20 protein-coding genes are annotated in these 23,296 nt (G+C 63.7%); 11 read left to right on the plus strand and 9 right to left on the minus strand.

Features of this window, described 5'->3' with window-relative positions:
* Position 1 precedes the first annotated feature (1 nt).
* The 4 genes from VIM12_RS15135 to VIM12_RS15150 form a co-directional block, all read right to left on the minus strand.
* Complete coding sequence (locus VIM12_RS15135; RefSeq protein ID WP_331942486.1) at positions 2-508, minus strand: N-acetyltransferase; 507 nt, start codon at positions 506-508, stop codon at positions 2-4.
* A gap of 45 nt (positions 509-553) precedes the next feature.
* A complete protein-coding gene (locus tag VIM12_RS15140) occupies positions 554-2,923 on the minus strand; it encodes a DNA polymerase II (RefSeq protein ID WP_331942487.1) in 2,370 nt (789 codons plus the stop codon).
* A gap of 76 nt (positions 2,924-2,999) precedes the next feature.
* Positions 3,000-5,432, minus strand: a complete 2,433-nt coding sequence (locus VIM12_RS15145) for a response regulator (RefSeq protein ID WP_331942488.1) — start codon at positions 5,430-5,432, stop codon at positions 3,000-3,002.
* An 8-nt stretch (positions 5,433-5,440) separates the two neighbouring features.
* A complete protein-coding gene (locus tag VIM12_RS15150) occupies positions 5,441-6,253 on the minus strand; it encodes an alpha/beta hydrolase (RefSeq protein ID WP_331942489.1) in 813 nt (270 codons plus the stop codon).
* A gap of 191 nt (positions 6,254-6,444) precedes the next feature.
* On the opposite strand from VIM12_RS15150, the gene VIM12_RS15155 reads away from it, so the two are divergent.
* The 4 genes from VIM12_RS15155 (at position 6,445) to VIM12_RS15170 (ending at position 8,638) form a co-directional block, all read left to right on the plus strand.
* Positions 6,445-6,882: an AAA family ATPase gene (locus tag VIM12_RS15155; protein WP_331942531.1), complete on the plus strand. Its 438-nt coding sequence runs from the start codon at positions 6,445-6,447 to the stop codon at positions 6,880-6,882.
* Positions 6,883-7,089: 207 nt separating this feature from the next.
* On the plus strand, positions 7,090-7,422 hold the full coding sequence (locus VIM12_RS15160; protein ID WP_331942490.1) for a hypothetical protein: 333 nt from the start codon (positions 7,090-7,092) through the stop codon (positions 7,420-7,422).
* A gap of 53 nt (positions 7,423-7,475) precedes the next feature.
* Positions 7,476-7,994, plus strand: coding sequence for a GNAT family N-acetyltransferase (locus VIM12_RS15165; RefSeq protein WP_331942491.1), 519 nt, complete (start codon positions 7,476-7,478; stop codon positions 7,992-7,994).
* Positions 7,995-8,269: 275 nt separating this feature from the next.
* On the plus strand, positions 8,270-8,638 hold the full coding sequence (locus VIM12_RS15170) for a DUF4148 domain-containing protein (RefSeq protein WP_331942492.1): 369 nt from the start codon (positions 8,270-8,272) through the stop codon (positions 8,636-8,638).
* A gap of 108 nt (positions 8,639-8,746) precedes the next feature.
* Here the strand turns inward: VIM12_RS15170 and VIM12_RS15175 are convergent, their stop codons facing one another.
* Positions 8,747-9,292, minus strand: a complete 546-nt coding sequence (locus VIM12_RS15175) for a DUF4256 domain-containing protein (RefSeq protein WP_331942493.1) — start codon at positions 9,290-9,292, stop codon at positions 8,747-8,749.
* A gap of 1,152 nt (positions 9,293-10,444) precedes the next feature.
* Between VIM12_RS15175 and VIM12_RS15180 the strand changes: the two genes are divergently transcribed.
* The 4 genes from VIM12_RS15180 (at position 10,445) to VIM12_RS15195 (ending at position 15,413) form a co-directional block, all read left to right on the plus strand.
* Positions 10,445-11,800 carry an alpha/beta hydrolase family protein gene (locus tag VIM12_RS15180; protein ID WP_331942494.1) on the plus strand — a complete coding sequence of 452 codons (1,356 nt, stop codon included), beginning with the start codon at positions 10,445-10,447 and terminating at the stop codon, positions 11,798-11,800.
* Positions 11,801-11,926: 126 nt separating this feature from the next.
* Positions 11,927-13,111: a hypothetical protein gene (locus tag VIM12_RS15185; protein ID WP_331942495.1), complete on the plus strand. Its 1,185-nt coding sequence runs from the start codon at positions 11,927-11,929 to the stop codon at positions 13,109-13,111.
* 219 nt (positions 13,112-13,330) lie between these two features.
* Positions 13,331-13,717, plus strand: a complete 387-nt coding sequence (locus VIM12_RS15190) for a hypothetical protein (RefSeq protein WP_331942496.1) — start codon at positions 13,331-13,333, stop codon at positions 13,715-13,717.
* 391 nt (positions 13,718-14,108) lie between these two features.
* Entirely contained in the window at positions 14,109-15,413 is a 1,305-nt protein-coding gene (locus VIM12_RS15195) for a hypothetical protein (RefSeq protein WP_331942497.1), read from the plus strand.
* A gap of 124 nt (positions 15,414-15,537) precedes the next feature.
* On the opposite strand, the gene VIM12_RS15200 is transcribed toward VIM12_RS15195, so the two are convergent.
* Positions 15,538-16,332, minus strand: a complete 795-nt coding sequence (locus VIM12_RS15200) for an alpha/beta fold hydrolase (protein ID WP_331942498.1) — start codon at positions 16,330-16,332, stop codon at positions 15,538-15,540.
* A gap of 190 nt (positions 16,333-16,522) precedes the next feature.
* Here VIM12_RS15200 and VIM12_RS15205 point away from each other — a divergent pair, with 190 nt between their 5' ends.
* Positions 16,523-17,272 (plus strand): AraC family transcriptional regulator, encoded by a 750-nt coding sequence (locus tag VIM12_RS15205; protein WP_331942499.1) that lies wholly within the window; start codon positions 16,523-16,525, stop codon positions 17,270-17,272.
* Between the two features lie 131 nt (positions 17,273-17,403).
* Positions 17,404-17,619 (plus strand): DUF4287 domain-containing protein, encoded by a 216-nt coding sequence (locus VIM12_RS15210; protein WP_331942500.1) that lies wholly within the window; start codon positions 17,404-17,406, stop codon positions 17,617-17,619.
* An 87-nt stretch (positions 17,620-17,706) separates the two neighbouring features.
* Here VIM12_RS15210 and VIM12_RS15215 read toward each other — a convergent pair whose 3' ends face one another.
* The 3 genes from VIM12_RS15215 to sigJ all read right to left on the minus strand — a co-directional run bounded on the left by VIM12_RS15215 (position 17,707) and on the right by sigJ (position 22,370).
* Complete coding sequence (locus VIM12_RS15215) at positions 17,707-20,190, minus strand: hybrid sensor histidine kinase/response regulator (protein WP_331942501.1); 2,484 nt, start codon at positions 20,188-20,190, stop codon at positions 17,707-17,709.
* Between the two features lie 625 nt (positions 20,191-20,815).
* Positions 20,816-21,265, minus strand: coding sequence for a carboxymuconolactone decarboxylase family protein (locus tag VIM12_RS15220; RefSeq protein WP_331942502.1), 450 nt, complete (start codon positions 21,263-21,265; stop codon positions 20,816-20,818).
* A gap of 211 nt (positions 21,266-21,476) precedes the next feature.
* Entirely contained in the window at positions 21,477-22,370 is an 894-nt protein-coding gene (gene sigJ, locus VIM12_RS15225) for an RNA polymerase sigma factor SigJ (RefSeq protein WP_331942532.1), read from the minus strand.
* Positions 22,371-22,849: 479 nt separating this feature from the next.
* Here sigJ and VIM12_RS15230 point away from each other — a divergent pair, with 479 nt between their 5' ends.
* On the plus strand, positions 22,850-23,287 hold the full coding sequence (locus VIM12_RS15230; protein ID WP_331942503.1) for a DUF6152 family protein: 438 nt from the start codon (positions 22,850-22,852) through the stop codon (positions 23,285-23,287).
* Positions 23,288-23,296: the final 9 nt, after the last annotated feature.

A 23,296-nucleotide genomic window follows, 5' to 3' on the forward strand; every position in this document is an offset into this window, starting at 1 on the left:
ACTATTCCGCCACCTCGAATGCGGCGTGGTAGCTGACCTTTCCGGCCGGTCTGGCAGCCTCGAAAGCCAGCGCCATGAAGTATTCCGCAGGCACGCCGGGCAGGAACAGTCCGGGCACCGGCCGGAACCTGAACCGGCGGTAAAACGCCGGCTCGCCGAGCACGACGCAGCCGGCCGCTCCAAGCGCCTGCAGTTCCGCCAGCGCCGCTTCGACAAGGCGCGATCCGACGCGCTGCCCCTGGTGCTCCGGCAGCACCGACACCGGGCCGAGTCCGTGCCAGTTCGCGCTGCCGTCTGCAATCGCCACCGGCGAGACTGCGAGATGGGCGACGATCCTGCCGCCCGCCTCCGCCACCAGTGACAGGGTCAGCGCGCCCGCCTCCCGCAGGGCCGCGACGATATGCTGCTCGGCGCCGCTGGCGTGCGGCGCCCGCAAAAACGCAGCTTCCGTAACGGCGGCAATCGCGCCGGCATCCCCGTCCACCTCCGGCCGGATCATGATGTCCATCGATATCCCCTCGACGCGCCGGCCGGCTTGCCTCCTGCACCGGGTTCAGAACAGGATCTGCTGCCTGCTGGTGAGCGCCATGAAATCGTCGCCGAGAAACGGCAGTATTGCGTCCGCGATCGGCTGCAACTGCCTCGACACATAATGTTCGTAGTCGATCGGCGCGCGCCGCACTTCCAGCGGCTCCGGGCCGGCCACCGTGATCACGTAGCGGATCCAGCCGCCGTCCTGGTATTGCATCGGGCGGCCATGCCGCGCGTTGTATTCGTCGGCGATGCGGGCAGCGCGGACATGCGGCGGCACGTTGCGCTGATACTCGTCCAGCGGCCGGCGCAGGCGCTTGCGGTACACCAGCAGTGCATCGTGTTCGCCATCCAGCGTGCGGTCGACGTATTCGCGCACGTAGTCGCGATACGGTTCGCCCTTGAAAATGCGGAGGTAGAGCGCCTGCTGGAACTGCTGCGCCAAGGGCGACCAGTCGGTACGCACCGTCTCCAGCCCCTTGTAGACCGCTTCCTCGCTGCCATCCGCTCTCGCGACCAGGCCGGCATAGCGCTTCTTGCTGCCCTCCTCGGAACCGCGAATGGTCGGCATCAGGAAGCGCCGGTAGTGCGTGTCAACCTCCAGTTCCAGCGCGCTTTCCAGTCCGTAGGCGTCACGCAGGTGGCGCACCCACCACTGGTTGACGTGGTCGACCAGCGCCTGGCCGATAGCGTGGGCCTCGGCTTCGGTATGAGGATGTTTCAGGGAGACGAAGGTGGAATCGGTGTCGCCATAGATCACCTGGTAGCCCTGCTCCTCGATCAGCTCCCGGGTGCGGTGCATGATCTCGTGCCCGCGCATCGTGATCGACGACGCCAGGCGCGGATCGAAGAAGCGGCAACCGCTTGACCCGAGCACGCCGTAGAACGCGTTCATGATGATCTTCAGCGCCTGCGACAGGGGTCCGTTGCCCTCGCGCTTCGCGCTATCGCGGCCCTGCCAGATCTGGCTGACGATCGCGGGCAGGCAGTGACGGTCGCGCGAGAAGCGCGCGCCGCGGAAACCGGGCACCGCGCTCGCGCCCGTTTCCGCGTGGGTGCCTTCCACCAGCCCGACCGGATCGATCAGGAAGGTACGGATGATCGACGGATACAGGCTCTTGTAGTCGAGGACGAGGACCGAGTCGTACAGGCCCGATCTCGACTCCATCACGAAACCGCCGGGGCTGCCCTCGCCGGCGACGTCGCCGAGATTGGGCGCGACATAGCCCTTGCGGTGCATCAGTGGCATGTACAGGTGCTCGAATGCCGCCACCGAACCGCCGCTGCGGTCGGCGGGCAGGCCGGTGACGCTGGCGCGCTCCAGCAGGAAGGCGAGCAACTCGGTCCTGGCAAAAATGCGCGTGACCAGTTCGCAGTCCTTCAGGTTGTAGCGGGCGAGCGCGGGCTTGTCCTCTGCGAAGCGGCGGTCGATCTCCGCCATGCGCTGATACGGATTGTCGATGGCCTTGCCTTCCCCGAGCAAAGCTTGCGCAACATACTCCAGGCTCATCGACGGGAAATTCCAGGTCGCCGACTTCAACGCCTCGATGCCGTCGATGATCAGGCGTCCGGCGATCACGGCGAAGAAACGCTGCTTCCGGCTGCCGTGTTCGCGCCATTCCATGTCGCTGCCGTCACGTCCCAGCCGCAGCGGCACGCCATGGCGCTCGGCCTGGCGTTGCAGCACGCGGAGGTCGAACTGCACCAGGTTCCAGCCGATGATGGCATCCGGGTCGTGGCGTGCCGTCCATTGGTTGAGCCGCGCGATCATCACTGCGCGGCTGTCGCAGTATTCCAGGTCAAAGTCGACGGCCTCGCCCCCTGTCGGCGGCCCCAGCATGTACACCTGCCGCTGGCCGCAGCCCTCCAGGGCGATGGAGTACAGGTCGCCGTGGGCGCTGGTCTCGATATCGAGCGAAACCATGCGCAGCCTCGGCCGGTATCCTGCCGCGGGCTTCATCTGGCTGTCGCGCAGAGGCCCGCCCGCGCCGCCGTCCGGCTGTCCCCAAAACCGCACGGGCGCGGTGATGAACCGTTCCATCAGGTAGCGCTCCGGCGGCCGCACGTCGGCTTCGTAGACGTCGACGCCGCTGTCCCGCAGCCGCTTCTCCAGTTTGAGCAGCTGGCGATACTGCCGGCAGTACAGGCCGAGCACGGGCCGACGCTGAAAATCGCGCAGTCCGAGCGTGCGGAGTTCGATGCCGCGCTCGCCGCGCAGCACTGACTCCGCGCGTTCGCGCTGACTTGCCGGAATGAATGCGACGGAAGGCTGCGCTGCAAGCCGGACATGGCAGGGTCCGTCGTCGGTCGCCAGCCAGAAGTCGACTTCCGTGCCGGATGCCGTGTCGCGCCAGTGCCGGGTCAGTAGAAACCCTGTTCTCGTCTGCTCCACCTTGCCACCCTCAGTGCATCACGTCCCGTGCAATCGTCCATGCCGCGCCGGCGCGCGGACCGTGCGGCGCCACGCGCTACCGGCCGTCCGCCGCCCGCCGCGCCACCTTCGACAGCACGTCCATGATTTTCTCCAGGTTGTACGGCTTCGGCAGCGACAGGGCATCCAGCGTGTCGTCGGCGATCGTGCCGCTTCCGGAAGTGAAGATCACGCGCATCGCCGGATAGGCGGCGGTGGTTTCCCGCGCCAGCACGATACCGGATTTCCCCGGCAGACCGACATCCGTCAGGAGTGCGTCGAAGCTTGCCTCCGCCAGCATCGCGAGCGCGTCCTCGGCACTGGACGCGCTGCGCGGGACGTGTCCGAGGACCTGCAGCAACTCGCATAACATCTGCCGCGTGTCCGCATTGTCTTCCACGACAAGAATGCGCAGGGAAGGAACGACCTGCGATGCCGGATCGGCAATCGACGCCGCCGGCGCGGCGGCGTCCGGGGTCGCCGGTTTCCTGGATTCGAGCACCTCGCGGACCTTGCGCGCGAGGTCGTCGCGCCCGTAGGGCTTGCTGATCAACTGGACGCCCGCGTCCAGTTTTCCGTCATGCACGATCGCATTATTGGCGTAGCCGGAAGTAAACAGGACGGAGATATCGGGCTGGATTGCCTTCGCCTGCCGTGCCAGGTCGGTGCTGCGTACCCGCCCTGGCATCACCACGTCGGTAAACAGCAAGTCGATCGCGATCCCGCTCTGCAGGATGCTGAGCGCACTGCGCCCGTCGACCGCCCGCAGGACCTTGTAGCCAAGGCCCGTCAGCATGTCCACCGCCGTCATCTGCACGGCGACGTCGTTTTCCACGACCAGGATCGTTTCCTCGCCGCCCGTGACGGGCCTGCCGCGCAGATCCGCCGGCAGCCCCTCATCGTGGAGCACCCGAGGCAGGTAAATCGTGAACGTGGTGCCGCGTTCGACCTCGCTGTGAACCTTGATGTGACCGCCACTCTGCCTGACGAACCCGAACACCATGCTCAGGCCCATCCCCGTGCCCTCGCCTTCCGGCTTGGTCGTGAAGAACGGCTCGAAGATCTGACGGATGACCTCGGGCGGCATGCCCGAGCCGGTGTCCGAGACGGAGAGCATCACATACTGGCCGGGCGCGACCTCCGGGTGAAGGCGCGCATAGTCGTCGTCGAGCAGCGCGTTTCCCAGCTCGATCGTCAGCTTCCCCTCGCCCCCCATCGCGTCGCGCGCATTGATGGCAAGATTGAGGAGGACGTTCTCGAACTGGTGACGGTCCAGGGAAACGGTCCAAAGTCCGCCGCTCACCACCGTCTCGATCTCGACCGACTCCCGGACTGCGCGCCGCAGCAGGTCGTCCATCTCGCGCAGCACCCGCCCCAGGTTGATCGGCAGCGGCTGCAGCGGCTGGCGCCGTGCGAAGGACAGCAGCTGGGAGGCGAGCACGGTGCCCCGGTCAACCGCAAACCGCGCCTGCTGGAGTCGCACCGCCGCGTGGGCATTGCCGACGAATTCCAGCTTGAGCAGCTCGAGGTTGCCGGCAATGATCTGCAGAATATTGTTGAAGTCATGCGCGACGCCGCCGGTGAGCTTGCCGATCGCCTCCATCTTCAGCGCCTGGTGCAGCGCGTTTTCCATCTGGTGCATGGCCTCGGACTGCCTGCGCTCCTCGGTAATGTCCCGCGCGACGATGTAGAGCGCTTCGCCTTGCGGCATCACTGCCATCGACAGCCAGCGATATCCCGAGACCTTGTGGCGCAGGGGCAGGTCGTAGCGGCCGACCGGGATGCCCGCGGAGAGCCGGTCGAGCATCTCGCGGACGCCGGCAAGATGGTCGGGATGAACGAGCTCGACCGCGGATACGGCCGGCAGGTCATCCTCGGTCCAGCCGAGGATGCGCGTGAGCGCGGGGTTGAAGCTCCGGAACGAACCGTCGAGCGCGGCGACGGCGAGGATGTCCTGCGACATCCGCCAGATGCGGTCGCGTTCCTGGGTGCGCTGCTCGACACGCGCTTCCAGTTCGCCCGCGAGCCGCCGCACTGCACGTTCCGCATCCTCCGCCTTTCGCCTGGCGTGACGGAGCTCCTCCTCGTACGCGCGCCGGGCACTGGCATCAAGCAACGTGGTCCGGATGACAACCGGCTTTCCGGTGGCGTCCCGTTTCAGGACCGCATTGAGCAGAACAGGAAGGCGCTTTCCGTCCGCGCAGACGAGGTCGAACGCGAATTCCTTGATGAAGCCCTGCATCAGCAGGAGCGGGCCGAAGTGGGTGTCGTAGAACACCTTGCCGGCGACAGGCAAAAGCGCCTGTAGGCGCGTCTTGCCGACGACCGCTTCCCGCGCATGTCCGGTCCATTCGACGAAGGTCGCGTTGACCTTGACGATCACGCCGTCGGGCAGCATCGACAGGTAGGCGATCGGCGCATTCTCGTACAACTCCCGCACGTCTTCCTCGGGCAGGCTGCCGGCGGCGGACGGATCACGCGTGCTGGTCATGGCGCTGGTCATCGGGCGAGATACCTTCTCATCGCAGCAATGGTCTCTTCCGGCGCGCTGAGGTTGGGGCAGTGCCCGGTCGCCTTCATCTGGACGAAGGCGCTGCCCGGCAACATCGCATGCATGTAGCGGCCAACCGCATCCGGCGCGATCACGTCGTCGGAGCATTGCAGAATCAGGGATGGGGTCTTGAGTGCGGGCAGGTCGGCCCGGTGGTCGGAGAGAAACGTGGTCCTTGCAAAATGTCCGGCGATCGCGGGATCGGTACGGCAGAAGCTGTTCTCGAGTTCGCCGGCCAGCTCGGGCCGATCGGGATTGCCCATGATCGCCGGCGCCATGGCGCTGGACCAGCCAAGGTAGTTCGTATCGAGGAAATCCAGCAGCTGGTCGATATCCTCCCGCTTGAACCCGCCGACGTACTCGCCGTCATCGATGTAGCTGGGCGAAGGCCCGACGAGAATCAGGTCGGCGAACAAGGCCGGTTCCCTGATGGCGGCGAGGATGCCGACCATTGCGCTGACCGAATGGCCGACGAAGACCGTATCCCGGGCGCCGACGGCGTGCAGTATCTCGAGCAGGTCGGACGCGTATCCATGCAGGGTCGCGTACTTTTCCGGGATGAACTGGGACAGGTCCGATCCACCGGCACCGACGTTGTCGAACAGGACGATCCTGTAGGTTTCCTCGAATGCCGGCGCGACATATCGCCACATGTTGTGGTCGCATCCGAACCCGTGCGCAAAGATCATCGTCTGCCGCCCGTTGCCGCGCACTTGTACGTTATTGCGCCGGACGACATCCTCGGAGGTGAGCGTTTTCATGGTCGGGTGAGAAAGCCGTGGCGCCGTACATTCCGGCAGGACCAGGGTGACGGCCGGCCGGACGGGGCAAGATTCTCAAAGTTGAGATGAGGCTATTATAGGGCAGGCTTCGGCTGTCGCCGGGCCGCCCAGTATTTCGGCGGGGGGCGTCTTCGCTACCTTTCCCGTTTGCCCGAGGAGGCCGGTTGCCGATGGAAGCGATACTACTGATTGGCATTCAGGGAGCGGGCAAAAGCACCTTCTACATCGAGCGGTTTTTCGATACCCACCTTCGCATCGGCCAGGACCTTCTCGGCACCCGCCATCGCCAGCGCCGCCTGCTGGAATTCTGCATCGAAACCCGTCAGCCCTTCGTGGTCGACAAGACGAACGCCACCCGCGCCGAGCGGATGCGTTTCATCCTCCCCTCCATGGAAGCCGGCTTTCGCGTGGTCGGCTACTTTTTCGAGCCGGACCCGCAAGGTTCCTGGGAGCGCAATCAGCGCCGGAAAAGGCAGGTTCCGCCGGCCGGCCTGTTCGGCACGCTGAAGCGGCTCGAGCGGCCGCAGCAGGATGAAGGCTACAGCGCACTGCATCGTGTCAGCCTGACGCCGGACGGCGGCTTCATTGTTTCAGACTACGCGCCCTGACGGCGGCGCCCTTGATCGGATGGCAATTCCCTACTACACTGCGCCGGCTTTCCCGGCGGCCCGGGCGTTCATCCTCTCGCTGCTTGCGACGCCAGCCTTGCCGCGCCTGCGATGCAGGCGGCACGCGGCGAACGCATGGCTCGGCCTTTGCGCCGGCCGACCTGACGTGCCCGCCGCCGTCTCCCGTTCGTCAAACCCCCTATACACATGACCATTCGCCATCTCGCCCTCGCCGCCGTGCTGGTGCTCGCCCCGCCCATCGCAGCAGCGGCCGGACCCCAATGCGCGGACAATGCAGTCGCGCAGGCGCGCAAGCTTCTGGCATTCCACGTTGGCGACGACGACAGGATCTCGGTCGACAAGCCGGCCAAGGAATTGCCGTCGATGCGCAATCCCGCAAACCCGGCGCAGCGCTTCATCGTCCTCGAGGTATGGGGCGCGATCTACAAGGGGCAGTACCGCATGCGCTTTCTCTACTATCCACTGCAGGATGAATGCGTCCTCATGGGACAGGAGATACTTGAGTACGCACGCCTGTAAGGCAGGCATCGCTCGCCCACCCATCAGTACGCCCGCGTTCCTGCAATGAACAATTGTCCTTCCACCCCATGCTGATCCGTCCGTGTATCCCCGGTGAGGAGTTGATCCTGCTCGACCTGTTCCGGTCATCGGTGCGCGGCCTGGCGTCCCGCGACTATCGTCCGGAGCAGATCGAAGCATGGTCGCCCGCGGTGGTGACGCAGGAAATGCGGGCGCAATGGTGCGAGCGCATCCGGTCGAACCAGCCGTGCGTGGCCGTGGTCGACCGCGAGGCGGCGGGATTCGCGGAGGTCCAGCCGTCCGGCTGCATCAACCAGTTCTTCGTCGCCGCACCCGTCTCCGGCAAGGGCATCGCTTCGGCCCTGATGGCCCGTCTGCACGGCGTTGCATCCGCCCGTGGTACAGCACGCCTGTTTTCCCATGTCAGCCTCACGGCCCAGCCGTTCTTCGCCCGTCGGGGATTTGGCGTCGTAGAGGAACGGCTGCCGGTGGTACGCGGGGTGAGCCTGCGCAATGCAGTCATGACGAAGGATTTGGTGACAGCTGCGCGCGGCGAGTGGACGAGCAGGTAGCCAGCGGGAGATGCTCGCGCCGCACGGCTTCGTGCGCCTGGCGCCGGGGCAGCAGATCCATCACTCGCGAATGTATTCGCCCAAGAGATAATTATTCCGGAATCTGCAATACTCCATTGCTCCGACGGCTGTTTATTCCAACTTCCGTAAGGACTAAGATCCTCTCCATCGATGAGCACACAAGAAAAAGCGTGCGACTCACCGAGGCAAGCTTCGACGGCAGACACATTGCCTGAACCGCCGAGATAGAGTCCTTAACCGTATTGGAGAATCAAATGAACGCCAAGAAAATTTTTGCCGCCGTCGCCGTGTTTGCTGCCGCCAACTCTGCCTTCGCTGCCGAGTGGGTTGAATTCAGCGACTTCAAGTCGACCAGGACCCGTGCAGAAGTGATCGCCGAAATGAAGCAGGCACAAGCCGACGGCACCTACGCCGCCGCCCGCCAGGAAGCCCCGGTGCCCGCAGCGAACTTCGCCTCCGGCAAGACCCGCGCCCAAGTCGTCGCGGAGCTCGAGCAGTCCAAGGCCGATGGTTCCTATGCGCTGATGCACCAGGAATACCAGGGCCAGTTCCCGGGCCTGACCACCGGCGCCAACGCAGGCACCCGCCTCGCCGGCAGCGCCAACGCAGGCAACGCGAACTAAGCAAGTCCCACGAAGAAAAACGCCGCCGGGGGTGACCCGGCGGCGTTTTTTTTTGTGTGCCAGCGCTTCACGCAAGGGCGGGCCGGCTTCCGATGGTGCGCCTGGCGTTCACACATCGAGCAGGCAGCGAAAGCCTCTCGCGCCATAGTACGACTGCGCTCCGTTGTGGTACACGAAGACCCTGCCATAGCGCCGGTCGCAGAACAGCGCCCCGCCCAGCGATCGCACCTCGGGCGGCGTCCGGACCCAACTGGACGTTTTCATGTCGAACTCGCCGAGCATCTGCAGCGCGCGGTACTGGTCTTCCGTCAGCAATTCGACCCCCATCTCCTGCGCCACGTCGACGACGCTGCCTTGCGGCTTGTGTTCCTTGCGCGCGTCCAGGGCGGCACGGTCATAGCAGAGACTTCTCCGTCCTGCCGGGCTCTCCGCGGCGCAGTCGCAGAACCTGACGCGCCCGCTTGCCTTGTCATGCCCGATCACATCGGGCTCCCCGCCTGTTGCCTCCATTGCGCCGAGCGCCTTCAATGCGGCGGGATTGTTTTCCAGCCTGGCTTCGACGTCCTTCCATTGCACATCCTCATGCCGGTCCATATTCTTCTCGAAGCGGGCTTTCAATGTCTGAAGCAGTTCCTTGCGTTCTTGTGCTTTCAATTTCTTCCGGTTCCGAGGTAAGTGGATTCCATGGAGGGCGCACGACGCCGGCCGCGCAGCGCGGTGCCGGAAAGACATCGGCGCCAGATGGCGCCCGCTGCTGCCGCTTCCCGGAAGCGTAGTATCCCACAGCCACTTTCGCGCCCGACTCGGCGATCTTGCCCTGCTCTGCGCCGGTCGGATCCCGGCCGGGCAGGACGCGGCCATCGCGGCCGCGGGGTGTTTGGTCGAAGTCGTCCGGGATGACGCACAGCCGACGGCCAGTGGCGCGGCGCGGCGGCGAGCCGGCCTCCCGCGGAACGCGTTGGGCATCAGCGCCGCTTGCACTGAACAGCCGGCCGGAGACGCGGCAGGAAATGAAAAGGCCCTCCGCAATGGGAGGGCCAGGAATGTGGTGCTGGTATTACTTCCGACCGCCAGCTCCGGTGGATGCATCTGTTCTTTTGATACGCTTTGTCTCACTCCGAATGATGCATGGAGGCAATTCTATCGCCGGTTCGCGGGGACGGTTGTGATATTCCGTAACAGCAGCGCGCGCCGATGCTGACAAAACTGAAAGAACGTCGACGGCGGCGAAGCCCCGCCTGCCGCTGCACCTTGCCCGTCCCCGCCGCATCCCCCTTCAGGGGGATTTTCTTTTTGCGCCCGATACCGATAATCAAGCCACCCCGACCAAGTGTCGGTGCGGTCTCCGGACTAACAGTCCGGCGTCGCCCAGGCATGGCCGATCTTCCGCCGCCACCCGGCAGAGGCTCGCGCGCCAGCGCGCCGACACCCGTACTACAGCACGTCCACGCAATGACCAAACGGAGACAGAACATGCTGCAGATCCTGCGTACCGGGTTCACCTTGCCACCCACCCTCCCCCATCCCGCACGGCCGGCGCCGGAATAGGCGCGACAACGCCCGCAGTTCCTCGCGTTTCCTCCGCTCCGGCCGTAGTCGGGTGGAACGCACCGCGTCCGAACCGCGCCGGCGCCTTCCCGCGTGGCCTTGCGTCACCCGATTTTGCAGCACTGAGCCGGCGGCGGCCGGCGCGGCGGAAGCACTCGCCTCTTCGATCCCGCCGGTGCACAACCCGTCCCGATTTCCCTGGCCGGCAACGGCTGCGGAAAGCGCCAGGACTTTTTATGACCACAATGGAGACAAGCAATGAAAATCAAGAACCGCACCGCCTGCACGACTGCGGCCCCTTCCCCGGCACGCCGTAGGCTGGCCATGGCCAGCCTGGCTGCCGCCGGCCTTCTGTGTTCCTTTACCGCGCAAGCCCAGGTCGCGGTCTTCCAGGAGAACTTCACCAGTGGGCTGGGCAGCTTCACCGCCGCCGGTTCCGCCACCAACAGCAGCGGTGCGGCCCGGCTCGCCGGCTGCTATGGCTGCACCGACGGCGCCATCACTTCCGGTCCCATCAGCACGGTCGGGTTTTCCAGTCTCAGCCTGAGCTTCGACCGCGTGACCTCGGGCCTCGACATCGGTGAAGGCGGTATCGCCGAGTACTCGACCAACGGCTCGACCTGGACCGCGCTCGAAACCACGCGCGCGACCAGCAACGGCCGCGTCACCTTCAACCTGCCGGCCGCCGCCGCCGGACAGACCGGCCTGCGGCTGCGTTTCCGGATCGACGCCAACCTGAGCAGCGAAACCTACACTGTCGACAATATCCAGCTGACCGGCATCTCGGGCGACGGCGGCGGCACCAACCCGCACGCCAAGGGCCCGGCCCCGACCGCCTCCCTGCTGGAAGCCAGTACCGGGCCGTTCACCTACGCCAGCACCAACGTATCCAGCCTGTCGGCCGACGGCTACGGTGGCGCCACCATCTTCCATCCGACTAACGTCGCCGGCCCGTTCGCGGCCATTGCCATTTCTCCCGGCTATACCGGCACCAAGTCCACGATGACATGGTGGGGCGAACGCCTGGCGTCGCACGGCTTCGTCGTCGCGGTGATCGACACCAACTCGATCTACGACCAGCCGTACCAGCGCGCACCGCAGCTCATGGCCGCGCTGCGCCAGCTGGTCACCTTCAGCAACACCAGCTCGCATCCGATCTACCGCAAGGTCGATCCGAACCGGCTTGGTGTAATGGGTCACTCGATGGGCGGCGGCGGCACCCTGATCGCCGCCCGGGACAATCCGACACTGAAGGCGGCCATCCCGCTGGCGCCGTGGAACACCAGCACCAACTTCTCCAGCGTGTCGGTCCCGACGCTGGTGGTCGCATGTGAAAGCGACAGCATCGCGCCTGTCAACTCGCATGCCTCGCCGTTCTACAACAGCCTGCCGTCCTCGACCAGGAAGGCGTTCATGGAAATGAACAACGGCGACCACTTCTGCGTCATGAACGGCAACGACTTCACCCGTATCATGGGCAAGTACGGCGTCGCCTGGATGAAGCGCTTCCTCGACAACGACACCCGCTACAGCCCCTTCCTGTGCGGCGCCCAGCACCAGGCTGACCTGTCGAACTCGCAGCTGTCCGAGTACCGGGAGAACTGCCCGTACTGATGCGTGACGGGAGGGCATGCAAGTGCCCTCCATCCGATCGGGCGCGGCCGCGGTGAAGCACGCCGCCGCCGCGCCGCATTGCACTTTTTGTTGACGGGATGTGCTTGTCCCGACGGGAGCAACGACATGAAGGCCAGGCTATTGATGCCATTCCTGCTGGCGCCGGTCATCGGCGTCATTCTGGGCATACAGCTGTTTCGCCAATCCGAGCCGCAGCGGCAGGACCTTGCCCGGCCGCCGTCATCCGCCGCACCTGAAGGGCAGCCGGCCGACCGCACGACAGGCACGGGCAGCGCCTGGCAATCGCCATTCGAATCGTCCTTCGCCGATGTCATGTCGGTGATGCGCAGCAGCGGCAGCGGTCCGGCCAGCCCGGAGCTGCAGGCCGCATTCGAGGCGGCGCTGCAACTGCCGGAAGGCGACGCCCGCAGCCAGGCCCTGCAACGGGCATTCAGCCGCTGGTTGCTGGAGGCGCCGACCCAGGCCATGGCCTACATCAGCCGCATTCCCGACGAGGACAGGCGCGCCGTCACCGCCGCTGCCCTCGCCGATCTCGCGCAACGCCTGCCCCACAGCTTCGCGCAGTACTCCGCCAGCTTAGGCCAGGACGGCAACGGCCTGGCGGCCGTCATCAACGCCATCGCCGACCAGCATCCGGCGCAGGCACTGGAATGGTTACGCCAGCACGCCGAACTCGACACCGACGGCGCGCTCACCGCCGCCGCCCTGCCCGGCCTGATCCGCGCCGACGTCGCGCTGGCCGCGCGCACGGTCGCCGACATGCAGGAGCGCGCACCGCTGGCGCTGGTGCAGCAGGTCGCCGCCGCATACGCCCGGCACGATCCTGCGCAGGCTTACGCCTGGGCCAGCCAGATGGTCAGTACCCAGCCCGATGCCGTGCCGTCGCGGCTGCTCGATGAAGTCAGCAGCAGCCTCGTCGCCAGCGACCAGGACGCCGCCACCCAATTCATGAGCCGTACCGCCGATGCCGGCGTGCGCAAGAGCCTGATGAGCGAAATCGCCATCCGCAAGGGGCAGGACGACCTGACCGCCGCCTGGAACTGGCTGAACCAGTACAGCAGCGACCCGGGCTACCAGGAGGCGGCGCAGAACCTGCTGTACCGCTGGTCCTACACCAAGCCGCAGGAAGTCGCGCAGATCCTGCCGGCGATCGGCAATCCAACGCTGCAGTCCAACGCCGCTGCGTATCTCACGCAGTTCTGGCAGCAGAAGGACCCGTCGTCTTACCAGGGATGGGTGGCGTCGTTGCCGCCGGGACAGCTACGGGCGTCGGCACTGGCGGCGCGTTGATGAAATCGTTGGCCAGGAACGGCGCCTGCCTCGCCCCGGCGTGCATCCAGGCCTGGTCCGAAGGGAACCGAAGGTGCAAGCCTTGCGCTTCGGTTCCGCCTGATCGGTATATCATTCTTCTGCCATATGCCGACTACTGCGCGGAATAGCCGCGCCGGTCGAGACAGCGGGGACCACGCGTCACGGAGCATGTCGGCATCGTGGCATCAGGAGGCCTGGGTGACTAACTTCAATCGAACGGGGATCAACGATGACCGGCGCACCGTGGCGCAGGCTTGCTGGTACTTCTCGGGCGTCAGCGTTCTGTTTTCTACGACGGTGGCCGTGGTGTCGCTCTTTGCAGACGACAACGAGGCGCATCATGTGGCGCTCTACGCCACCGTCCTCGTGGCGTGGCTTGTCCTTGCGGTGATGACCTTGGCGTGGATACGAGATCGCCGCCTGCACTGGATCTGGCCCCTCGCAGGCACGTGTGCGGGCCTTCCGGCTTCCCTGGTGTTTCATGAACTCTGGCCAGGATATATCTCCACTGTGCCGCTTGCCTTCTACCTGGTTTACTTCCATCTACGGCCGGTCAGAGCCGATTCTTCCCGCCGGCCGAACTAACTCCCAACGTGCCATATCGGCATGACCGCCATTGCCCGACAGTTGCCGGACGTCGGCGGAAACACCCTCGGCCGCCCTTTCCCGCAGTCCCGTTTCCGCATGCGAGGGGCCGGCGGGCGAGGAAGGCCAGACGGATTCCTCCAGCCTGTCGCACCGCTCTCATCGCTGCTCCTGCGGCAGGGTCTGCCCGCCACGTGCCGCAAGCAGTTGCGGTCGCCGCGTTGACCATTTCGTAACGCAACCCAGGGCTGCCCGTGCCGTCCCGCCTGTCTCTGGACCACCGCGAAGTTACAAGCTGTGCCATTTGAAACAGTATGTTGCTTAACAGAACGGCTGCGGGGGTATTGCCGATAATCCGAGCTTAGTTGCCCCATCCAACGCGAGGATATCCATGAGTCAGTACGTCCGCCTGCGCCGTGCCGCGCGCACTTTTTCCATCACCGCTGCCGGCATGCTGCTTGGCGCATGCGGGGGCGGCGGGGGCGACAGTGGCGCGCATGCCGGCCCAGCGTCGTTCGCGGCAGCGCCAGTCCCGACCACACCTCCGGCGTCGGCTACGCCTCCCACGACACCTGCCCCTGCGCCGTTTCACGCACCAAGCCCTTCCCCTACGCCGGGCGCGCTACGCGTCGGCCCTGGACAAACCTATGCCACTCCCTGCGCCGCGTTCGCCGCCGCGAATCACGGCGCCATCATCGAGATCGATGCCGCCGGGTCCTACGCCGGGGACGTCTGCGCCATTGCGCGCAACAACCTGACCATCCGCGGTGTCAACGGTCGCCCCAGGATCGACGCCGCCGGCCGCAACGCGATGGGCAAAGGCGTGTGGGTCGTACAGGGCGCCAATACAACGATTGAGAATGTGGAAATCTCCGGTGCCAAAGTTGCCGACCGCAACGGGGCCGCCATCCGCCTCGACGGCAGGCACCTGACGCTGCGCGGCAGCTACCTCCACGACAACGAGAACGGCATCCTGACCAGCAACGACGGCGTGTCCGACATCCTCATCGAGCATACCGAATTCGCCAACAACGGCCATGGCGACGGGTACTCGCACAACCTGTACATCGGCCACGTGGCGAGCCTGGTCTTCCGGTACAACTATTCGCACGACGCCAGGGTTGGACACAACCTCAAATCCCGTGCGCAAAGCAACACGATCACCTACAACCGCTTTTCCAGCAACGGCACCGGCGCGCCAAGCTATGAAATCGACCTGCCCAACGCCGGCCTGGCATATGTGATCGGCAACGTGATCCAGCAGCCGGCCGGCAATCAGAACCCCAACATGCTCTCGTTCGGCGCCGAGGGGGCGACCAACACCAGGCAGGAGCTGTACGTCGTGAACAATACGTTCATCAACGATGCCTCGAGCGGCAGTTTCATCAATGTGGGAGGCAGTGTCAGTACCGCGATACTGGTGCAGAACAATGTGTTCGCCGGTCCCGGCGCAGTGACCAACCAGTCGAGCGCAACCCAGCGCACCAATTACCAAGGGACCTCACCCGGATTCGTCGACCGCGCGAGCTACAACCTGGTCCCGCATTCGACCTCCCCGTTGCGCAACGCGGGTAGCGCCCCCGGCGCCGGTGCGGCAGTATCGCTGGCGCCAACCTCCGAATATCGGCACGTCGCCGGCGTTGCGAGCCGCGTTGCATCCGGCCAGATCGACATCGGCGCGTACGAAGCCCCGTAACCGGCAGGCCGGCAGAAACCGCCGAGTGCGCGGCGCAGGTACGACAACCGGCGCCGTGCATGTATCGCGTCCGCGATCTTCCAAGAGGATGTGCGGCACCACCGCCATCTGCCGCTGCCCACGCCTAACCGGCAAGCTTGCCCAGGAAGTCGACATAGAGACGCGAGGACTCCTTCGGCACTTCCATCATCGGAAGATGGCCGATTCCGTCCAGGATATGGACATCCGCGTTGCGCAGTTTCGCTTTCAGGACCTCCGCGCCGGAGACATCGAACACCTTGTCCGCGTCGCCCCACAGGACCAGCGTGCGCACCCGCATGCCGCTGATCCGTGCATCCAGCAGATAGCGGTCCTTCAGCTGTTCGCGCCAGAGGTCCGCGTTTGACTCGGCATTTGCCACGGCGTCCGCTTCGGCGGCGTTCAGGATTGGATAGGGCAGGAAAGGACGCCTGGCGAATACCAGCGACAGCATGTCTTCGAACTCGTCTGCGTTGCGCGCCACCAGGGGTGCCTTCCCTGCCGCAATGTGCCGGTCCATCTCGCTGGGGCGCGGAGAACGGATGCCGTGCGGCGAACCGATGAGTGCGACGCTTGCGACGCGCTCCGGGTACGCCATCGCAAACAGTGCGGCGATCGTCCCGCCCATGGAATTGCCTGCCAGGTGCGCCCGCGGAATGCCCATTGCGTCAAGCATCTGCTTCAGCCGCTCGGTCTGGCTCTTGTAGTCGTATTGCTGCGACGGGTGCCGGCTGCTTTCACCATAGCCGGGCAAGTCCGGAGCGATGACGCGGTACCGCCCGGTCAACGGTCTCGCAAAGTCGACCCAGTGGTCCTTCTCCGCAAAGATCCCGTGCAGCAGGACCAGGGGTTCCCCGTTGCCCCCTTCAAGATAGTGAATGGTGTGCGCGTCGACCGTCATCTGTTTTTCCTCGAGCCCCGCAACCTTTCGGTTCAACTCCAGCAGCGGCTGCTTGAACCAGTGAGGAAAGCGGTAATATGTTGCAGGAAAAACGGCCAGGGCGAGAACGGCCAAAGTCAATGCGGTGCGTTTCAAATGCGTCTCCAATTCAGGTTGCCGGCTGAGCCTAGCGAAACGCCCGTAAAAAATCTTGAACGTTTGGGCTATGGGCGGAACGAACTCACTTGCAATCGGGACGAACCGGGCGCTCTATATCGGCGAGCTCCCGGCGACAGGCTGGCACCGGCACGCATCCGCGGTACTCCTGATCGGCCTGTCCGGCCGCTTCGCGGTGCACCTCGCGGGCGGCGTGGTCAACAGCTGCCACAGCGTCCTGATCGATGCGGGCATCGACCACGTGTTCGATCCATGCGGTGAGCGCGTTGCACTCATGTACCTGGAGCCGGACTCTCCGGAAGCTCGCAGCCTGCGACGCCGTTTCCGGGAAATCGGCCCGGTGATATGGGACCCGGCTGTCCGCCCGGTATCGCGGAGCAGTTTCGGCAGCTACCTCGGCAGCTTCGATCTGCCGTCGCTGCTGCGCCATCCATGTCCAGAGCCTGCCTTCCTCGACCCGCGCGTGGAGAACAGCCTGCGCTATCTGCGCCTGTCCCACGGCGGTCCGGCGGACAGGCAGGATACGGCTGCCGCCGTGCAGCTGTCCGCGTCCCGATTCAATCACCTTTTCCGGACAGAGACAGGCGTGAGCTTTCGCAGCTACCGCATCTGGTCGCAGGTTCGCAGGGCCATGCTCGGTCTTGCCCCGCGCATCAACCTGACAGAGGCGGCTCTGCACGGCGACTTTTCAGACTCGTCGCACTTCAGCAGGACGTTCCGCAAGACATTCGGCATGACGCCCTCCACCGTCCTGAAGCCCTTGAAGGCGCTGACGGTTATTTGACCATCGGCCGGCAGGTTCGGAAGTTGGTGGGCGACCCGGCGCTTCCGACGCCGCCACGGCTCATTATGCGCGCGGAAGTTGGAATACACTGCCGGCGGGCGCACAGATCGAAAACAAAAGGAGGATGATCCATGACTGCACATGAAAAGGTGAAAGGCCCCGCTTCCTACTTCCCATCCATCGAGAAAAAGTATGGGCAGCCGGTCGAGCATTGGCTGCGGCTGCTTGCATCCAACAATGGGATGAAGCATATGGAGATGGTGAACTGGCTGAAGGCGGAATACGGACTCGGGCATGGACATGCAAATGCCCTGGTTGCCTATCACCTGGCTAGCTTGAAAGGCTAGCTTACGCATTCGGCGTTTTGAACGCTTCCGCCATCGCCATCGCGGGACTGCTCGGCTGTTACCTGCTCCTGCTTTCGGTGACTGGACTCAATCCAGCAGATTCATGAGTTTGCTCATGTCCACCGGTTTCACCAGATGATGGTCGAATCCCGCTGCCCTGGATTTTTCGCGATCCTGTTCCTGGCCATATCCCGTGACGGCGATCAGGACCATATTGCCGGTGGCAGGATCGGACCGAAGCTGACGCGCAAGCTCGGTGCCGTCGATGTCGGGCAGCCCGATGTCAAGGATGCACACCTGCGGCAGCTCCGCTCGCGCCCTCTGGAGCGCCTGCACGGCTTTATGCTCGACCAGCACTTCATGCCCCAAGGCTTCGAGGAACATGGCGAGCATATTGGCCGCGTCCGCATTGTCATCCACTACCATCACCTTGAGGGTTTTGTCGGCTTTTCGGAAATGCCTGTCGTTTTCCCCGGGTCCCGAGATCCTGTTGCGCTCGACCTGTCTCGGGAGGATCACTGTAAATGTGCTGCCCTTCCCCATGCCGTCGCTGAAACAGGTCACGGTACCGTCGTGCAGCTCCACAAGACTCTTGACCAGGGCCAGGCCCAGTCCCAGACCGCCCGAGGAGCGGTCGGAAGACCGAGCCCCCTGGGTGAACAGATCGAAGGCGTGGCGCGTCAGCTCGGGCGTCATGCCGATGCCATTGTCGACGACGCGCAGGATGACCTGATCCAGTCGCGCCTGCGTCTGCAAAAGGATCGTGCCGCCTTCCGGCGTGTACTTGGCTGCGTTGGCAAGGATATTGGTGATCACCTGTACCAGGCGCTTGCTGTCGCCATACACTGTCACCGCTTCGGACGAAAGCTGTAGGGTAAGCTGATGGCGGCGGGACCGGACCAGCGGCCCGACCTGTTCCAGCGCGTCGGTCACGATGTGGCTGAAGTTGACCAGCTCCTTCTCCAGGGTGATCAGGCCTCTGGTCACACGGGAAACATCGAGCAGGTCATTGACCAGCCCCGTCATGTGCTCTACCTGACGACCGATCACCTCGCTGGTCTGCCGCATCCGCTCGCGATCGAGGTTGGCAAACTTCAGTAGTTCCGCTGCCGCGCCAATCGGCGCGAGCGGGTTTCTCAACTCATGCGCGAGCATGGCCAGGAACTCATCCTTGCGACGGTCCTGCTCCTTGAGCGAGACATATAGCCTGGCGTTCTCGAAGCCGGTGGCGGCTATCGACGCGAGCTGGGTCAGGATGGCCTCGTCCTGTTCAGTGAAATCCGCCTCATATCTGTCGGACACCTGGATGAGTCCCAGATTTTTTCCATCATGTCCTATCAAGGGAACGGCAAGCCAGCCGCGCATGGGCGGGTGCGCGCCGCCATGCTTCCCGAAACCTTTCCACCCGGGATGTCGCTCAAGTTCGGCCTGGGTGAGGCGCATTGGCTTGTTGGTCCCGCATACCGTGGCGTAAATGCCCGAGCCGTCGGTCTTCACATCGTAAGCGCGGAACTCGGCGTACTTTTCCGACAGAGAAACCGCGTTGATGGCCTGCGCCCAGTTCTCCCCCTCGGTCAAGGACACCACGGCCTGGTGTACCTCGAGTATGTCTCGCACCTCATCAACCTGAATTCTGGCGATATCGCCGGCGGCGAGTGCCGAATGCAGGGTCTGCGACGCCTTTGCCACCTTCTGCAGCAATAAAGCATTGCGCGTCTCTTCAGCCAGGCGCTTTTCCAGTTCGCCTTCAGCAAGTTTGACTTCATGAATATCGGTATTAGACCCGATCCATTCCCGCACAAGACCATCGTCGTCCAACACCGGGACCGCTCGCACCGACGTCCATCTGTAGCCGCCACCGACATGCCGGACCCGAAATTCGGTCTCCAGCATCGTTCGTTGCTCCACGCTCTTCATCCAGCTGCGCGCGGCATGTTCGCGGTCATCGGGATGGATGGCCTCGGTCCATCCCGTCCCCTTCCATTCGTCATAACTTTGCCCCGTGAACGCTCGCCATGACGCCGAATCCTCTACGACTAAGCCCTGTGCGTCCGTCGTCCACACCATCTGGCTCGTAGCGCTCACCAATGACCGGAATCGCTCCTCGCTATGGCGCAGCAGCTGGTCAGCTTCCATGCGGTCGGTGATGTCCTCATGCATCAGCATGACTTCCAGCACGCATCCGTGGGTGTCCTTCATTGGATGCGCCTTTGCGGTGACCCATCGGGGACGACCGGGCCTTCCCAGCTCTGCGGGATCGTAATGAATCGCAGGTATCTTCACCGACTCGCCTGCAAAGGCGCGGTCGAGATAGGGCGTGATGCCTTTTGCCCGCAGTTGGGGATCAGTGAGAACGTTATAGTCACTGCCCAAAACATAGGCTTTCAACGGCGATTCATCCGATATTTCCCATAGCGCCTGCCACGCCTTGTTGACCTGCAGCGTCCTGCCGTCTGCCGCAAGCAGCTGCATGCTGACCGGTGCCTGTTCAAAAAGGGCCTGGAAACGAAATTCCGTGCCGGAGGGCCTCGTGTCGAGACGATCCGAGGATTGAGGGGGCGGAGGTAGCATGGACTCGATGCCGGGGCACGCGCAATTGGATGAATCCGGCGAGTATATCAATGGCTAGGCCGCCAGGCACCGGACCGGTCAGCAAACCAAATGCGGCCACACCTGAAACTGCAATAGCCGCGGCGGCTCCGCGGTCGTCAGAATCGCGGGTCCGTCGTAGCTATTCCGGTCGCGGTTCACTCCGACGCTCCAGACCCTTAAAGTGCTCTCAGGCGCGCGGTCTGTTCACTCATTTGTTTCACGACGCCTCCTACAGAAGCCATTCAATAGGCAGGAATAGGAGTAGCCGGGTCGCCAGATTGCACCAGAAACCTACCCCAGGCCCGGAGCGGTGAATGATCTCTCGTCCATCCACATGCTCTATCCAATCCAGGGCGATGCGATTGCCGACGCGCTTCTTGCTTGGAACCGCCGCCACGGGCTTATTCGAGACGGCTCCCCGCAACGTAAATTGCATCACACGTCGAGCAGAAGTTGCGGCGCCGTTCCGCGTGCAAACTCGCGTGGCTACCAGGTTCTTCAAGTCATCCCCCAGCGACTTGCGGTTCCATTGCGGCCAGTGCCCAGTCGCTGATCGGCGGAACCCGACCCATGGCCAGCATTGGTACAAGCTTCACACGGGTATTCAGCTCCTTGCACGAGGCTTCAGGCGGAAGCTGACACCGAGCCGGTTGATCGCGTTCATGGCCGCGATGGTCAAGGTCAAGTCTACCAAGTCCTTCTCGCCGAACACAGCCAGCGCGGCTGCGTAAGCGTCGTCCGATGCATGCGTTTCGCTCACGCGCGTGACTTCCTCCGACCATGCCAGTGCGGCACGCTCGTGCTCGGTGAAAAGATACTCGGCTTCGTGCCAGACCGTGACCAGCACAGCCTTGTCGACCGAAACGCCCTCTTTGATCAGGTCGCGGGTGTGGATGTCGATGCAGTGAGCGCACCCGTTGATCTGTGATACACGCAGGAAGACAAGATGGACGAGAGTGCTGGGCAGGTTCGTTTCGTTAGCGACGTAGTGATGCAGGGCGCCGATTGCCTTTGCGCCCTCAGGGGAGACAGCGAACCAATTCGCGCGATTCATGACATTCAATCCTTTCAAGATGGGGGTCCTTGACGGCCAGGAAATTGGCCTATCCCATCTAAGACGGATGACCCCCGCGCGTCGTGACAGAAGCCGATCGAGACGTCTTTGAACCGCTTGTTTTGGGCCAAGTGGCACGCGTGGCAGCCACGGTGACTAGCCAACAGTCAGAACCTCCGATGTGTATATGCCCTGGTGCATAACGACGAGGTCATGGTGAAAAGTGCCGAGGCGCGCCGGTGAGCTTGTCTGGATTTCGGACGATGAAAACGGTTGCGATCCGACCGTCCTCGATGAGGAAGGACTGTGCCGACTCAATCGTGCCATTGACATAGCGTAGCAGGCCGGGTTCGCCATTGATCCGGGCCATTCGGTATTGCACACATCCGGAATACAAGTTCTCAATCCGCCAGAATATGCCGGCAATACGCCCTGCACCGCGCAGGATCCGATGAAAGGACTCCGCCTTACCACCGCCGTCGCTAATGAAAGCAACATCCGGCGAAAGCAGCGCTTTCATTGCCTGCCGGTCACCGCGGCCTGCGGCCTGCATGAAGGCGCCGAGTAGCTTCCGGTGTGCTTCAGGCGTCGGCTGGAAACGCGGCCGGTCATCACGCATCTTTTCCTTTGCGCGATGTACAAGCTGTCGGCAATTCGCTTCGCTCTTGCTCAGCAATACGGCGATGTCAGCATAATCCTGGTCGAAGGCCTGCCGCAGAAGGAAGGCGGCGCGTTCTTCACCGCTCAGCCGCTCGAGCATCCACAGCAGGGCAAGTGATACGTCGCTGGCCAGCTCCGCTGCCGTCTCGGGCGTATTCTCGTCCACTTCCACCAACGGTTCCGGCAGCCACCATCCTGGATAACTTTCCCTTTCTGCCTTGCGTTCGCGCAGCCGGTCAAGCGCCAGCCGGGTGGTGACGGTGACCAGCCATGCTTCTGCCGACCGCAGATTCGCATGATCGGCGACTTGCCAGCGCAGCCACGCGTCCTGCACAACGTCCTCGGCATCGGCGCGCGATCCAAGCATCGCGTAGGCCGTTGTGAACAAGCGCTTGCGCAGTTCGGAAAACACGCGATCGGGGCTGGTGCTGCTTTGTGCTTTCATCTTGATTTGCCTTGTGGTGCTTGTCTCAATCAGCTCTTTAAAACCTGGCGGATCGGGTCGCGCCAGTGCAAATCGACGCACCTGCTTGGCAAGAGAAATGCTAGCAGCACGTGCCATGAAGACCTTCCAGTAATGTACTTTGGCGCGCAATGCGCCGTCCGCGATCAATAGACGTTTGGCCGCGTAGTTTTGTGACACGCAGATAAAGAAAGATCACAGGCAGCGAGCAAAACGACGACCGTGAGCCGCATTTCGTGCAACTGGTTCCTGCAATTCTCGCGCCGGGCCGTAAAGTGATAGCCGGGATACGCATGTCATACCAGGCGCAGAGGGACACCCCGAACCGGACGTTCGGAGAAGGCTGCTACACTGCGGTTTTGCGACCGTAAGCACTGGCGGTTCTTGTACTGTTGCAATATGGAACCCGGTCCAATGCGGCGGACGTCCATGCTTTTTTACTCTCTCAAAGGAGCACTATCATGTCGGTACCAAGCGAAAGTCGCGTCGTCACCCGGGCAGTCTCCTCCACAACCCGCAATGTCGTGCATCGCATGGCCTTCATGCTTTTTGCCGCGGCTTTGGCGCTATTTTCCGTGCAGGCCGCCGCGCATCATGGGTGGGCATGGGCGGAAGAAGAGCAGTCCGAGTTGAAGGGCACCATCACCGAGATTTCGATGGCGCCGCCGCATCCGGTACTGCGCGTGAAGGCGCAGGATGGTCGTTTGTGGCAAGTCGATCTGGGAAATCCGAACCAGACGCAGCGTTCCGGCTTCACTGGCGACACTGCCAAAGCGGGCGATGACATTACGGTACTGGGCAACCGCACCAAGGAGCCGAACAAGGCGCATATCAAAGCCGTGCGCATCACGGTCGGCGGCAAGCAGTACGACATGTATCCGGAGCGGATCAAGGAATGACGGCGCGCT

The organism is Noviherbaspirillum sp. (assembly GCF_036563305.1).
Taxonomy (GTDB): Bacteria; Pseudomonadota; Gammaproteobacteria; order Burkholderiales; family Burkholderiaceae_D; genus Noviherbaspirillum.